This is a genomic window from Arcanobacterium phocae (assembly GCF_018913465.1).
GTDB classification, from domain to species: Bacteria; Actinomycetota; Actinomycetes; order Actinomycetales; family Actinomycetaceae; genus Arcanobacterium; species Arcanobacterium phocae_A.
Map to the genome: position 1 here is coordinate 246,814 of NZ_JABAPM010000003.1, position 13,368 is coordinate 260,181.

Below are 13,368 nucleotides of genomic sequence, written 5' to 3' on the forward strand. Positions count from 1 at the left end.
TTGGTACAGGGGAAGTTTGTGTCTGAAGAAATACTTACACGTATTGAGACTCCCACAGTTAGCGGATGGAGCGAGGAGTTAGCCTCCAGAAGCTGGTTAATTGTTCCGCTGTTTAACGAGGAACAGGTTATTACTGATGTGGTGACTCAGGCTAAGAAGACTTTCCCTAATATTGTGTGTGTAAACGACGGGTCTAGCGATGATTCTGCTAATGAAGCTCGGCGTGCAGGCGCATGCGTCGTCGAGCATCCATTTAATCTTGGGCAAGGTGCTGCTTTAAAAACTGGCCTAGATTTTGCGTTGGCACAGCCAGGGGCAGAATACTTCGTTACTTTTGATTCTGATGGGCAACATCGCGTTATCGATGCACAACGAATGGTTGTGCGTCTGGCTACTGAGCCATTAGATGTTGTTATTGGTTCGCGATTCTTAGATGGTCGCACAAACCCTGGCGCGTTAAAAAAGTTAGTCCTCAAGACTGCTGTTGTTTTCCAAAAGATAACTACCGGCATGAACCTTACTGATGCTCATAACGGGCTACGAGCATTGAATCGCCAAGCTGCGGATGGCATTTCGATTTTCCAAAACCGGATGGCTCATGCTTCGGAAATTGTTAGCGAAATTGCGGAAAAGAATTTTCGCTATGATGAGGAACCTGTGCTGATCGAATATACCGATTATTCGCGGTCCAAGGGCCAGTCACTATGGAACTCGGTCAATATTTTATCTGAACTAATTTTTAAGTGAGTTTAGCTGTGGGAAATAGTCAAGTCGTTATCAAAGTATTCCTTATCGTCGCCCTGATCCTCATGGCCTTGGTTATTGTTAAACCAGGTAAAGGTGCACGTGGTCAGGCGATTCGCCGAATTATGTGGATGCTGGGCATCAGCGCCGGTATTTTGGCAGTCATTTTTCCACAGGTAACCGACCTAGTCGCGAGCTGGTTGGGCATTGGACGCGGTACTGATCTTGTCCTCTATATGTCAATAGTTTTCTTCTTAGGATATGCCGTCAGCAATTCGGTCCACGCGCGTAAAGTGGATCGAGAAATGACGATTCTGGCGCGGAAATATGCGCTATTAGAAGCCGAACTAGCGCAGAAAAATAGTTAGTGCCCGGTCACGTAGCCGAGCATTAACTATTAAGCATCCTTAGAGCGGTACATTCGGGCCGTAAATAACAGTCGATGCAGCGTGATTAACTCTCTCGTTTTCCGGCGGAATTTCCATGTAGGTTCCGTACTGGCGGGTCAGGATTGAATCGTAATCATTTGGAAGCATCACGGTGATATCTTCAAAGGGTACTCGCGAAGCTGGGAACATCTCATCCATATGAGCAGACCACCGCTTCGGATTTTGTTCAGCAAAACTTCCGAGCCAAGTGGATGAAGAATCGTTGAAGATCTCTGCCGCCTTCAGCCAATTTTTATAGATAGTAAATGGTTTCACCCGGCCCAATCGCAACGACCAGTGGATCGTGTGCAGCGCGGAATCGATGAGGAATCGCTTGGGGCCTTTAATACCTAGGGTTACCTTCGGTGTTCCTAGGAGATAGAAAAGACGTCCCCATATCCATGTCTTTCGCACCTTTTTCTTATATTGCTGTTCACTAGAAGGGATCGAATCAAACGGGAAAACATCGATTCCGAGTGGCATCGGATAGGTGCGATTTTCGGCAATGCCTGGGATGAAAACACTGTCCTTGAAGCCGAGGACGCCGAACGGCCGTGGGTAATCTGAGGCAAGTGAAGGATCTAAAACGGTAAATTTATCGTCGATAACCGTTCTGGCCTTTTTAAAAAAGAGGTCATAGTCTTCGCGTGGCATGCATACATCTACGTCGTCGTCCCACGGAATGAAACCCTTGTGCCGCACAGCGCCAATCGCAGTACCACTGTAAACAACGTACCGAAGGTTGAGCTCGGTACAAATTCGATCAAACTCTTCTAGCGCAAGGGTCATGCATTTTTGAATTTTACGAAGTTCATTTTTATCGTAGGCCATTGACATTAATTACTCTCCAATATGCCAGGTTATTTACTGCTGTTTTTATAGTCTTGCAAAAGGCTATCAACATACTTTGTGGCGTATGTGTAATAGGTGAGGAGCCATTCGCCGAGTTCATCGCCTTCGGCTTCTTTGAGTAGTGCCCAAACGTACCAGAACCATCCAGAGAACGTTACATACGCCCAGAAATGGCGACGTTCTTTAGCGGAAGGCTCACGACCAAAGTAATATGTTAAGGCCTCGTCAGCACGCTCATCGGTCATGTTTTCATCGTGAACAACAAGAGTTCCGAAGTCAGCAGCAGCATCGGAAATGCCGGCATACTCCCAGTCGATGAGATTCATACTTCCGTCTTCTTCAATAAGAAAGTTTAGTTGGAAGAAGTCATTGTGAGATGGCACCGTTGGGTAGCCATCAGCGTCAGCGAACTTTTTCAGCTCGATAATTTTATTCTGTAGCGTGTAATAACCAGGAACTTCAATCGGAGCGATTTGTTCATTGAGCTTGCTAAAACGAAGTCCTTCTTCGACATAGTCAAAATGCTTGTCTAACACCATACTTGAGTTGTGAAGTCGGTGAGCGATCTCCATCGCAGTTTTGAGTTCGTTGTCGTTTGAGGCATCCAAGGTGCGAGCGTTAGGAATGAATCGTGAGATCTTCCAGCCTTTTGCGGCATCACCAACAACAAATGTGGAATCAAAACCAAGTTCACGTGCTTGGGCTAGAGCTGTTAATTCGGCATTCCGATCGATTATTTTCTCGGTGCCGATACCGGGATGGCGATAGACATACTCATTGTTCCCTACGCTAAAGTGGCACGAAAGATTTGTTAAGCCCTGTTTTAGTGGGTAGAAATCGTGAATCTTTGACTTTTCGCAATGAAGCGCGGAGCTAATGTGGTCGAAAATTTCCGAGTCAACATTTTGCATGAAGTCCGGATCGAATTCACGAAGTTCATCGACTGAGTCAAATTCCAGAATGGTGTTATCTGGGTATTTCTTGATCCACATATCAAGTTCGTTGATATGATCCAGATAAACAACATCCCACAGCTTTCCAGCGGTATGTGGAAGATGGTAGACGCGATGGAGAACATCCCGGAAATTTTGCGCGAACGTGGAATCGAAATAGGCGTGCCCCATCATGATCCAGGAGTCAGCGCCACCCTCAACAGCACCAACAATTAAGCCGTCTTCGTCGTAGTCAATACACCATTCATCTGTCTCTCCGTAGGCGTATTGAGCAGCGTAATATGTGTGATATTCGTGAGACCGGAACGGATTTTCCGTGAAGTAGTTATCCGACGAACAAATATATGTGTTATCTAGCTTTTCCTTGACGAGCCACAATGAACCATTGTTGTTTCGGGTTGAGTACTCTTTATTAACAATGATGTCAATATCGTATTTTTCTTTGAGATAGAAATAGTATTCTTTCTTGTATCCCACGATCAACGTAATGTCGGTGATTCCAGCTTCAAGCAGCTGGTCAATCTGGCGCTCCATAAGGATTTCGCCACGGACAAGTAGAGTGCCTTTCGGGCGTTCATACGAAATTGGGGCGAATCGGGAGGACAGTCCTGCTGCCATAATGACAGCATTTTTTACTCGGTAAGGTTCCAGCGCTGATATCCCAGCATCGGTGATCATGTTCTCCGAGGTGTAACCGAGCCGTGCTAGTTCCTGCATCGCTACAGAAACCGTATCGGACGATAATGATGTTACCTTTTCTAGGTCTTCGCATGATAAAGCCGAATCAGCTTTAGATATTTCGTAAAGAACCTCGAATTGAGGTAGCGAAAGACTGGATTCCATATTTTCGTCCGTTCAAGATATTTCACTAGGATATTAGATGTCTTGAGCTCTAACCATACGAAGGAAGAAGACTCATCCAAATATTCTATCGTAAAGATACTAAAGAACAGGCAAAATACAGAACTGTTTAGGAAAGCAGGCATTATTTTTCTCGCATACTGCCACCGATAAGATCGATTAGATGGCTAGCGTAGGTCTTGCTTTGCGCCGGCCATGTCAACGAATTGTAAACATCGGGCTGTGCTAGTGTTGGCGGACAAGCCAACATCGTACGTAGTGCTCCAATAAGAGCGGCAGTATCTCGTTGATCTGCAATAATTACTGGTGCTTGCTTTTCAGCGAGCATACGTGCGCCAGGAACAGGGAATGTCACAACACGTCCACCTTCAGCTATGGCTTCAACAAGGGTTGTTTGAAAGCCTTCAGATAAGACGGTAGGATTGACGAGCGTCGCTCCAGCAAGACGCTCACGGACTTCATCTGGAGTCACTCGTCCAGGTGCCGTAACGATCCCATCCATTCCGAGAGTAGATATTTTTTCTCGTGCCGCGGCCAGTTGCGCGCCGTCACCCAACAGTTCGCCGTCGACGTCGTAGCCTTCCTTACGCAACTGGGCAACCACGTCAAGAAACGTATCCCAGCCCTTTCCGGCAACCATTCGCCCAACGAAAACTAAATGGTTCGGGCGATTCGGGTGCGCTGAACGAGGCTTAGGTGGAGTAATGGCGTTATAAAACACATCTGCGTGACGGCCACTGAGCTTTTCCACAAACGCGGTGACGGCTTCTGATACCCCGAAAAGTTTGGTGGCGTGTCGCAGAATGTAGCGTCCCATCGTTAGATCGACAACTCGGGAGCCTAACCAGACGATAGGGTTTTTGGTTGCCACGAAGCCGCTGCCGTGTTCCGTATGAACAACTGGGATGCCGGCTTTTTGGGCGGCTCGTAGCCCGACGAATGACATCGGGAAGAAACGAGTGTGGATAGAGGCGACGTCGATCCGGTTCTCGATTAAAAACTGTGTGATATCGCGAGTAGTGCCAAAACCGGGAACTGTAATGACGTCAGCTATCGGCAGGTGGGCTTTACGAGTAATGACTTCAACGCCTTCATCTGACCGGATTCCAGGAGTATTGGAAATATTGAGTACCCAGACCTTGTGTCCCAGCTGGACTAGTTCATGCGCGAGATTTTGGACGTGGTATTCAACTCCACCGACTTTTGGCGGATAGTTGTTGACGATCATCGCGATGCGCATAGTTTTTATTCTCCAAATACTATTTGCGCGGCTACCGCCCAGCGCTCTTTCCACTCGCCAATAGGTTCAACACCGATAGCGGTTAACGCATCGTGACCGAGAGCCGAGTAGGAGGGGCGTTTCGCAGGACGGTCGAATGCGGCCGCCGTCGTCTCCAACACCATCTCTGGATCCTTGCCGATCGAACGCATGATTTCTTTGGTGAAAAGATTCCACGAGGTTTCGCCTTGCGAGGTCCCGTGATAGATGCCCGACGGCGCCTTCGCGTCCACTAGGCGCACGATCAGATCAGCCAAATCGACAGTCCAGGTAGGCTGACCGACCTCGTCAGTAACCACTTTCAAAGTGTCGTGTGTCTGGGCGAGTTTCGCCATCGTCTTCGGGAAACAGTTGCCATACTTGCCGTACAACCATGCGGTTCGCACAATCAAATAATCATCAGTGTAGGCCTGCACTGCCCATTCGCCGGCAGCCTTTGTGCGCCCGTAGGCAGACATCGGATCAACTGGATCATTTTCGTCCCACGGAGTAGAGCCGTCTCCCCGGAACACGTAGTCGGTAGAGATCTGTACTAGCCGGGCACCAATCTTTGCACACTGGCGAGCTAGATTTGCCGGCCCAGTAGCATTGACGCGGAATGCTACCCCTTCGTTTTCTTCTGCTGGATCCACGGCAGTGAAGGCAGCGCAGTTGATAACCACGTCGACGTTGTTAACAACAGTGTTCACTGAATCAACATCGGTGATGTCGATATCGCCAAGGTCAACGGCTCGCACCTCATGACCGTCACGCTTGATCCGTGCCACAAGGTCAGTTCCAAGCATGCCTTTAGCGCCAACAACCATCCATGTCATGGGGTATCTCCTTCAAATCATTTCATAAGCTCCATTAATTCTACACGCACGGGGACTTAACTAACGTGTTCACCACTGTAGGTGGCGTAGACTTCTTTCCAGAAGTATTTATCTTTTTGAGGAGGCTCCATGCTGATTGAACCACTAGCTATCGACGGCGCATACCGTATCACTCCGAAGCAATTCCCAGATTCGCGAGGTTTGTTCCTAGAAGCGTTTAAACAACAGACGTTCGTTGAAGCTGTTGGCCGGGAACTCGATGTGCAGCAGGTTAATACGTCGGTGTCAAAGGCGGGAACTGTTCGTGGTATTCATTTTGCTGATGTTCCGCCGTCGCAAGCCAAATACGTGATGTGTCCGCAGGGCGCGTTGCTTGATTTTGTGGTTGATATTCGGGTTGGTTCGCCAACGTTTGGCCAGTATGATTCAGTGTTGCTTGACGACGTCGATCGGCGGGCAATCTTTATCTCCGAAGGTCTAGGACACGCATTTATTGCGTTGGAGGATAATACTGTGGCTACTTATTTGTGTTCGGCACCGTATGCTCCGGGCCGGGAACATGGCGTGAATCCAACCTGTTCTACGCTTGGCATCGAATGGCCAACTGTAGATCGTGCCGGGAACCCGATGGAACTGCTGCTATCAGAGAAGGACACTGCCGCTCCAGGTCTTATTGAAGCTCAAGAATCGGGGCTATTGCCATCCTATGAGAAAGCTATGGCTTTTGTTCGTTCACTTCAGAAGTAGTTTTCTTAGAAGCTGTTAAATCTTGATGGATCTCATCCATAGTTGCGGTGAGGTCCATCAGTTTTTCTTCCTCGTTGAAAGCCGTAGACATAATTGCGAGGAGATATGTGCCGTCGTCTGTTTCGATGATTCCGGCATCGTTACGAGCTATCGGATCGATATCTATCCAGCCCGGTTTTGTGTATGTGGTGTATTCGTCGCCCAAAGACTGATAAATGAACGAGTTGTAGGGAGATGTGAAGAAGTTGCGGGTTGTGTCAGCTCGACCGTTGGGGTTGAGGAAGAAATAGTCATACATCTCGGCCCAGAGAGCAGTGAGTTCTTTGGTGGATAGATAAGGATAGTATTCTTCCCGGTCGATATCAGGCGCGTTGGCGTTGTCAGCAAAAAATGAGAACAGATCGTCGCCGTAATTGGTTCGCAGTGCGATATAGGCTTCGTTATCGGATGCGTCGATGGCGTTGTACATCAGTGTTTCGTCAGCATCGGTGACGTCGTCGGCTAAAAATTTGTTAATGGCGACGACGTACGGGCCCTTAATAGTGCTGGCACCATAAAATTGAGTCTCTGCATTGTACGCCAAGCCTTGTCCGGTTTCAGTGTCAATCATGAGAATACCGACGTTAGCTCCAGCCTTTTTAATAGCTTTTATCTGCGCGGTGAGCTTGGCTTTTAAAGGTGCCGAAAGTTGAGGAGTGTGCGGCAACATAACGAGCTTGTTTGAGTTGATCCTGCCGACACGTCCCAGAAGTCCTTCTAGGGATGGTTCGTAAGCCGGAACCGATTGATCGGCACTTTCCGTAGTTTCTGAGTAATCTTCGGTTTGCTCATCGCTAGGAGTAACGGAACATGCTGCTGTTACCAAGCTACTAACAACCAGAATGCATACGGTAGCGCACCTCTTGAAAGATCTAGAGTGTTTAAAAGCCATATTTCAAGGATAGTTGACTTTAACAGTTGATTCAGCACTGCCGGTCACTGTGGCATCTTACCCATACGGCGGCGAATACCGTCATAGAATCCACGGCCAATCATGACCGCGCGTGTTGCTCGATCATTGTTTGTTAGTAGGGTAAACGCCGCAAAGCGAGCAATCCAATATCCATATCTGAAACGCCACGTAGCTGGAAGATCCGGATTACGCATCAGCTCTACCGTGTTTCGGGTCAGATAATAGTTACGAATCGGCGAGTGTACGTGAACAGTGCGTTGACGCCCTTTAATCTTGATTCCGCGGTCACCGAGCGAATGAATCAACTTAACTGTTGGAATCGCAAGAAGCTGGTACCCGTAAGCACGTGCTCGCATGGACCATGCCAAATCTACATGATCAATAAAATAATCAGCTGGCATCAACCCAACATGACGGAGTACCTGTGCCGGTATCAAGCATCCGGAAGCCAACAAGAAGGCGGCCGCAATGGGGTCGTCCCCGATTACCGCGGTGTTAGGGCGTTTCGGCCCCCAGTAGTGATCGGTGTACACCAGCGGTTCATCGCCGTCGTAGGGAACTGGTCCAACAGCGCCAATACCAGGGCCTAGATGTGCTGCGAGATCGGCAACCATTGTTGGCCCGGGAATAGAATCTTGGTCCGATAAAAGCACCGCGTCCGCACCGCGATTCAGCGCATAGTCGATGCCTATATTCTGAGCTGCCGCAATGCCAACATTCTGTCCCAAACTAATGAGAGTTGCGCCAGCATCAGTGCATGCTGAACGAAGTGAGGGGCTATCGACGTCGGAATTATCAACAACAACAACTTCAGCACATTGTGCGACGAAGCGTTCCAGCAGCTGCGAGATGTCGCCAGGGTTATACGTAACAATAACCGCGAAAATGGTGGACACGGTAAGTTCAGGCGTCCTTTCCGCGGGCAAGAATACGCATCAAATATTCGCCGTACCCAGATTTACGCAGTGGCTCAGCTCGTTCGATGAGTTCGTCGTCGGTCAAGAAGCCCATGCGCCAAGCGACTTCTTCCGGGCAGCCGATCTTCAAGCCTTGGCGGGCCTCAACTGTGCGCACAAAAGAGGTAGCGTCTGCGAGCGAATCGAAGGTGCCCGTATCAAGCCACGCAGTGCCACGCGGCAACACCTCAACAGCTAGCTTTCCTTCACGCAGGTAATGCTTATTGATGTCAGTGATTTCGTATTCGCCACGTGGTGAAGGTTGAAGATTCTTCGCAATCTCAACAACATCGTTATCGTAGAAATACAGGCCCGGAACAGCATAGTTTGACTTAGGGTGTGTAGGCTTTTCTTCGATGGAGAGCGCTCGGAATTCGCTATCGAACTCAACCACGCCGTACCGTTCGGGATCGTCCACATGGTAGGCAAATACTGCGCCGCCATCAGGATTGACGTGACGGCGCAACCGAGTTCCCATTCCAGGACCGTAGAAAATGTTGTCACCCAAAACGAGCGACGCTGCTTCGTTTCCGATGAACTCTTCGCCTAAAACGAAGGCTTGGGCTAGTCCGTTTGGTTGCTGTTGCTGAACATAGGAGAGGTTGACACCAAGCTGAGAGCCGTCCCCAAGAAGACGCTGGAAGCTCTCTGCATCGTGTGGCGTAGTGATAACAAGAATGTCTTGAATCCCGGCCAGCATGAGGGTAGTCATTGGATAGTAGACCATTGGTTTGTCATACACTGGCACGAGTTGTTTTGAAATACCGCGGGTAATGGGATGAAGCCGGGTGCCGGATCCACCTGCCAAAATAATGCCACGCATGATACCTACCTTCTGTTGCGGGTTAATGTATGTCCTCTATTATTCCGTATTTTTTGGGGTAACGGGTGGTAATAGGTACACGTGTGGGGCAGAACTTTGTTCTGCCCCACAACAGTGATGATTACTTGTCTTCTAGTTGCTCTGCAACATCAAGGGGAGTTACTTTCTCTGCAACCTCATCAGCTACTTCAGTGGCAGCTTCCTTGACTTCGTCAGCAACGTCGCTAGCCTTTTCAGCACCGTCTTCTACCTGCTCTTTGACTGAATCAACAGCTTCTTCAAACGATGTGAAATCGGTGCTGTCCTCAGTTGGAACAGCCAGATCTTCCCAGTAGGCTTCCGCCCACGGGTCCTCAACTGGCTTGGAACGAGCCCACGCAACATAAGCTGCTCCCAAAGCAGAGCCAACAAGAAGCGTTAGACCGAAAATCTTCTTTCCGCGTCCCTTCTTTTCCTGCTTCTTCGTTAGCTTCATAGCCTTCTTTTCGGCTTTTTTAGCAGCCTTCTTAGCCTTCTTCATTTCTTTCTTGGAAAGCTTCGTAATCTTAGTCGCCTGCTCATCCGCACCAGCCTTCATCTCTGCAATAGCAGCGTTGGCAGCCTTCTTGGCTCGTGGAAGATAATCGTCTTTCACACGATCCGTGCTTTCAGTTACGAAAGCCTGAGCATCATCAACGTATGGTTTAGCTTTGGTGACAGCTTCTTCCACGTACGGCTTTGCCTTAGTTACTGCTTCTTCTACGTACGGCATCGTGCGCTCATATGCGTCACGAGCTACTGTATTAGCTCGGGTCACGGCTTGCTGTGCTACCGGAACCAGCTTCTCTGCGGCTTCTTCGATCCGTGGCTCTGCCCATGTGCGGGATGTCTGATATGCATCTGCTACCTTGGCAAAAAATGTTCCAGTTACATTCGCTGCCTGATCCTTGAACTTCTTAGCTTCATCTGCTGCCTTTTCTGCGGCAGTCTTGCGCTTAAAGAAAGACATTGCACCACCTCCAGGTTTCATCGCCGTGAATTTTCACAGCGAGCCTTCTTCCATTCCATTCTTTCATGAAAGTGTAATCCTGTGCACATAAAAACGCAGTTTTGCTTGGTTTTGTTCGCGCTGAACCGAATTAACGACGACGACGGCGCTGCTATTTCGCTCTCAGCCATTACTTGGAGTGCTGCTAGTGGTGTGCGGCGAGAAGGTATGGGAAGATTGAGACTATGAAAGCACTAATGACAACATCTGTTGGTAATATTTCCATCGAACTTTTTCCAGAGCATGCCCCAGTAACAGTTGCTAACTTTACTGAGTTGGCAACCGGTAAGCGCGAGTGGATCGATCCTGCTACCGGTGAAGAAAGCACTGAGCCGCTCTACAACGGCACCATTTTCCATCGTGTCATCGATGGTTTCATGATCCAAGGTGGTGACCCACTAGGTACTGGTACCGGCGGTCCTGGATACATGTTTGACGATGAAATCTCGCCAGAACTAACCTTTAATGAACCTTATCTTCTTGCCATGGCCAACGCCGGTAAGCGTATGGGTAAGGGTACAAACGGATCGCAGTTCTTCATCACGGTTGCTCCAACACCATGGCTCCACGGTGCACACACCATTTTCGGCAAGGTTATCGACGATGAGTCGAAAGCAGTTGTGGACAAGATCGCTACCACGCCAACTGGCCCAATGGATCGCCCCATCGATCCGATCATGATCGAGTCCATCACCATTACTGAGTAACTCGTTTCTTGTGTTGATCTTTCCTGCCGCGCCGGTTTCGGCGCGGCAGGAATACTTTTACCAATGTGAGGATTTATGTCTAAGCTCAACATTCCCCCAGTAACAGCGTTTATGAGTGCCGTATGTATTGCAGCTTCCCTGTTGACGTACGTCTATCCGCAAGCGCTCTACGACTATGCTTTTGTGCCGTTTTTAGCTGAGGCGGAACCGTGGCGCTTCCTTACCGGAGCCTTCCTGCACGCCGGGATGCTACACATCGGATTTAATGTGCTGTCCTTGATTTTCCTCGGAAACGAATTGGAACCAGCACTCAAATCATCACGTTTCGCTGTTCTCTATATTGCTAGTGCACTCGGTGGTAACGCCGGTGTATATGCCTGGGCACTCTGGACGAATGAATGGAATATAGCAGCAGTCGGAGCCTCTGGTGCAATCTTTGGCCTTTTCGGTGCGCTCGTCGTTCTTACCAGGGCATTACGGACTGATCCGCGTGGCATCCTTGCCTTGCTCGTGATCAACGTGCTGATTGTTTTCACAAATCCGCAGATCTCATGGCAGGCACATCTTGGCGGATTCCTGACCGGGCTAGTGTTGACTGCTATCTGGTGGCCACTGCACCGTCGTCGTCAAAAATCATCTCGTAGCGGATGGTAAAGCATTGGGGCTCGCGAACGAACGCGAGCCCCAATGCTTTAACGTATGGAGGTTACTTCCAACCCATCGTCATCAAGAAACCTGCCAGCATCAAACCGATACCGATAAATAGGTTTCCGTTGCCGAAGCCGGGAACGGGGGCTTGGCCTTGAGACACGTAGGCAACTACCACAACAAGTAAGCCAATCAACGCGAGTGTCACCATGACTGGTGCCCACCAACGTGGGGAGCGTTGAATTTCAGGCGCTGGGCGCTCTTGCTGGTTACGCGAAGCGGCGATACGGCGCTCCTCAACTTTCTTACGTTTCTTCGATTCAGGCATTATTTTCCTCGCTAAAAGTGAAACTACCGATATAAGACTATCGGTATTGACGCGTTCGCGGTAGTTTAGACTCACAAATACCCGTATAGTGGGCAGAGGAAACACTGTGAAAGGGAATTCTGTGACACATGAGCAAAACGCGCCAGGCGGCAGTACCCCGGTGCGACGACGGTCTGCACTCCCACGTGAAGCTCGAATCATATCTGGCGAAAGAAACGATCTTTTCCACGGATTTCAAACAGAACCGGATCCTGCGCCTACCATGATTGCGCCACCGGCGGGTGGCAAGAAGAAGCCTAAAACTCAAAAGCGTAGAAGAAGAAAAACATCTGCGATTATTATTGGAATCATAGGTGAGCTTCTTATCACGTTCGGTATTATTGTGGCTGGATTCATTGCTTGGCAGCTTTGGTGGACCACATTTTTAGCGAAACAAGTACAAAATGAGTGGCTTGATGATTTTGCGCGCTTAGCTGGCAAGTCGCCTGCCGTAGCCGCTGAACCGATGAAAAAAGATCCACCACCGTTTACTCTGTCGCCAAAGCACGGAGAAACATTTGGCGTGATTCACCTACCTACGATGGGCAAATTCGCCACTCGTACTATCAGCCAGGGTACATCGAATTGGGACATTCTCGATCATGGTGGCTACGGTCATTATGAAACTACTGCGTGGCCAGGCGAGATCGGCAACTTCTCAGTAGCTGCGCATCGTCGCGGTAACGGTGACGCACTGTGGTTTGTTGAGAAGATCAATCCGGGCGATCCGATTATTATCGAAACTGCGGATGGATATTACATGTATAGAGTGCTTGATCATGAGCTAGTGAATCCAGATCAGACTCGAGTGATAGCACCAGATCCGTATAAGGCTAAAGAAGCCGAAGAAAACGGTACTCAAGTAACCGATACACCTACGCGTCGTTTGATTACGCTGACAACGTGCCATCCAGAATACGGCGCAGCACAACGGTGGATTGTGCATGGTGAATTCGAATATTGGATTGATCGTTCTGAAGGAATGCCGAAGGAACTGATCGAGATGAACGAAAAGGGCGAGTGACAATGTACGGTGCTTTGTGGCGGATTATCCCGGGACCAAAATGGGTGAAAGCCCTTGTTATGTTGGCGTTGTTTGCAGGCGTAGTTTTTGTTTTAGTTCAGTATGTTTACCCGTGGGTGTATTACAACTCCAATTGGTTTGACACTACTGTTGAGTGACAGCGATACTAAGTGGCCCCGGAGAAG

At 49.1% G+C, this 13,368-nt stretch carries 15 protein-coding genes; 6 read left to right on the forward strand and 9 right to left on the reverse strand.

The genetic code is table 11. The annotated features are described in order from the left end of the window. Positions 1 to 42 precede the first annotated feature (42 nt). Both KSO86_RS05415 and KSO86_RS05420 read left to right on the forward strand, forming a co-directional pair. Positions 43 to 747 carry a glycosyltransferase family 2 protein gene (locus tag KSO86_RS05415; RefSeq protein ID WP_436231419.1) on the forward strand — a complete coding sequence of 235 codons (705 nt, stop codon included), beginning with the start codon at positions 43 to 45 and terminating at the stop codon, positions 745 to 747. A gap of 8 nt (positions 748 to 755) precedes the next feature. Beyond that, the gene (locus KSO86_RS05420) at positions 756 to 1,112 is read left to right on the forward strand and encodes a DUF2304 domain-containing protein (protein WP_216378594.1); all 357 of its coding nucleotides are present in this window, start codon (positions 756 to 758) and stop codon (positions 1,110 to 1,112) included. A gap of 39 nt (positions 1,113 to 1,151) precedes the next feature. Here the strand turns inward: KSO86_RS05420 and KSO86_RS05425 are convergent, their stop codons facing one another. The 4 genes from KSO86_RS05425 to rfbD all read right to left on the reverse strand — a co-directional run bounded on the left by KSO86_RS05425 (position 1,152) and on the right by rfbD (position 5,932). Beyond that, positions 1,152 to 1,961 (reverse strand): LicD family protein, encoded by an 810-nt coding sequence (locus KSO86_RS05425; protein WP_253280523.1) that lies wholly within the window; start codon positions 1,959 to 1,961, stop codon positions 1,152 to 1,154. Positions 1,962 to 2,032: 71 nt separating this feature from the next. Then, positions 2,033 to 3,820, reverse strand: a complete 1,788-nt coding sequence (locus KSO86_RS05430) for a phosphotransferase (protein ID WP_216378597.1) — start codon at positions 3,818 to 3,820, stop codon at positions 2,033 to 2,035. A 142-nt stretch (positions 3,821 to 3,962) separates the two neighbouring features. After that, positions 3,963 to 5,078 carry a glycosyltransferase family 4 protein gene (locus KSO86_RS05435; protein ID WP_216378599.1) on the reverse strand — a complete coding sequence of 372 codons (1,116 nt, stop codon included), beginning with the start codon at positions 5,076 to 5,078 and terminating at the stop codon, positions 3,963 to 3,965. 5 nt (positions 5,079 to 5,083) lie between these two features. After that, positions 5,084 to 5,932: a dTDP-4-dehydrorhamnose reductase gene (gene rfbD / locus KSO86_RS05440; protein WP_216378601.1), complete on the reverse strand. Its 849-nt coding sequence runs from the start codon at positions 5,930 to 5,932 to the stop codon at positions 5,084 to 5,086. A gap of 129 nt (positions 5,933 to 6,061) precedes the next feature. On the opposite strand from rfbD, the gene KSO86_RS05445 reads away from it, so the two are divergent. Continuing rightward, positions 6,062 to 6,679, forward strand: coding sequence for a dTDP-4-dehydrorhamnose 3,5-epimerase family protein (locus KSO86_RS05445; RefSeq protein ID WP_216378603.1), 618 nt, complete (start codon positions 6,062 to 6,064; stop codon positions 6,677 to 6,679). Here the strand turns inward: KSO86_RS05445 and KSO86_RS05450 are convergent. The 4 genes from KSO86_RS05450 to KSO86_RS05465 all read right to left on the reverse strand — a co-directional run bounded on the left by KSO86_RS05450 (position 6,648) and on the right by KSO86_RS05465 (position 10,398). Then, complete coding sequence (locus KSO86_RS05450) at positions 6,648 to 7,610, reverse strand: serine hydrolase (protein ID WP_216378605.1); 963 nt, start codon at positions 7,608 to 7,610, stop codon at positions 6,648 to 6,650. The two genes, KSO86_RS05445 and KSO86_RS05450, sit on opposite strands and share 32 nt — an antisense overlap. Positions 7,611 to 7,654: 44 nt before the next feature. Continuing rightward, positions 7,655 to 8,527 carry a glycosyltransferase family 2 protein gene (locus KSO86_RS05455; protein WP_216378607.1) on the reverse strand — a complete coding sequence of 291 codons (873 nt, stop codon included), beginning with the start codon at positions 8,525 to 8,527 and terminating at the stop codon, positions 7,655 to 7,657. Between the two features lie 7 nt (positions 8,528 to 8,534). After that, the gene (gene rfbA, locus KSO86_RS05460) at positions 8,535 to 9,410 is read right to left on the reverse strand and encodes a glucose-1-phosphate thymidylyltransferase RfbA (RefSeq protein ID WP_216378609.1); all 876 of its coding nucleotides are present in this window, start codon (positions 9,408 to 9,410) and stop codon (positions 8,535 to 8,537) included. Positions 9,411 to 9,531: 121 nt separating this feature from the next. After that, complete coding sequence (locus KSO86_RS05465; RefSeq protein WP_216378611.1) at positions 9,532 to 10,398, reverse strand: hypothetical protein; 867 nt, start codon at positions 10,396 to 10,398, stop codon at positions 9,532 to 9,534. Between the two features lie 224 nt (positions 10,399 to 10,622). Here KSO86_RS05465 and KSO86_RS05470 point away from each other — a divergent pair, with 224 nt between their 5' ends. Beyond that, the gene (locus KSO86_RS05470; protein ID WP_216378613.1) at positions 10,623 to 11,144 is read left to right on the forward strand and encodes a peptidylprolyl isomerase; all 522 of its coding nucleotides are present in this window, start codon (positions 10,623 to 10,625) and stop codon (positions 11,142 to 11,144) included. Between the two features lie 75 nt (positions 11,145 to 11,219). Beyond that, a complete protein-coding gene (locus KSO86_RS05475) occupies positions 11,220 to 11,798 on the forward strand; it encodes a rhomboid family intramembrane serine protease (protein WP_216378615.1) in 579 nt (192 codons plus the stop codon). A gap of 52 nt (positions 11,799 to 11,850) precedes the next feature. Here KSO86_RS05475 and KSO86_RS05480 read toward each other — a convergent pair whose 3' ends face one another. Next, entirely contained in the window at positions 11,851 to 12,120 is a 270-nt protein-coding gene (locus KSO86_RS05480; RefSeq protein WP_216378617.1) for a cell division protein CrgA, read from the reverse strand. Positions 12,121 to 12,226: 106 nt separating this feature from the next. Between KSO86_RS05480 and KSO86_RS05485 the strand changes: the two genes are divergently transcribed. Then, complete coding sequence (locus KSO86_RS05485) at positions 12,227 to 13,183, forward strand: class E sortase (protein ID WP_216378619.1); 957 nt, start codon at positions 12,227 to 12,229, stop codon at positions 13,181 to 13,183. Positions 13,184 to 13,368 lie beyond the last annotated feature (185 nt).

Bases quoted from the DNA above. Each gene is read 5' to 3' on its own strand.
- KSO86_RS05425 (WP_253280523.1), bottom strand. From the start codon at position 1,961: ATGACCCTTGCGCTAGAAGAGTTTGATCGAATTTGTACCGAGCTCAAC.
- KSO86_RS05430 (WP_216378597.1), bottom strand. From the start codon at position 3,820: ATGGAATCCAGTCTTTCGCTACCTCAATTCGAGGTTCTTTACGAAATA.
- KSO86_RS05435 (WP_216378599.1), bottom strand. From the start codon at position 5,078: ATGCGCATCGCGATGATCGTCAACAACTATCCGCCAAAAGTCGGTGGA.
- KSO86_RS05470 (WP_216378613.1), top strand. From the start codon at position 10,623: ATGAAAGCACTAATGACAACATCTGTTGGTAATATTTCCATCGAACTT.
- rfbD (WP_216378601.1), bottom strand. From the start codon at position 5,932: ATGACATGGATGGTTGTTGGCGCTAAAGGCATGCTTGGAACTGACCTT.
- KSO86_RS05480 (WP_216378617.1), bottom strand. From the start codon at position 12,120: ATGCCTGAATCGAAGAAACGTAAGAAAGTTGAGGAGCGCCGTATCGCC.
- KSO86_RS05475 (WP_216378615.1), top strand. From the start codon at position 11,220: ATGTCTAAGCTCAACATTCCCCCAGTAACAGCGTTTATGAGTGCCGTA.
- KSO86_RS05445 (WP_216378603.1), top strand. From the start codon at position 6,062: ATGCTGATTGAACCACTAGCTATCGACGGCGCATACCGTATCACTCCG.
- KSO86_RS05450 (WP_216378605.1), bottom strand. From the start codon at position 7,610: ATGGCTTTTAAACACTCTAGATCTTTCAAGAGGTGCGCTACCGTATGC.
- rfbA (WP_216378609.1), bottom strand. From the start codon at position 9,410: ATGCGTGGCATTATTTTGGCAGGTGGATCCGGCACCCGGCTTCATCCC.
- KSO86_RS05465 (WP_216378611.1), bottom strand. From the start codon at position 10,398: ATGTCTTTCTTTAAGCGCAAGACTGCCGCAGAAAAGGCAGCAGATGAA.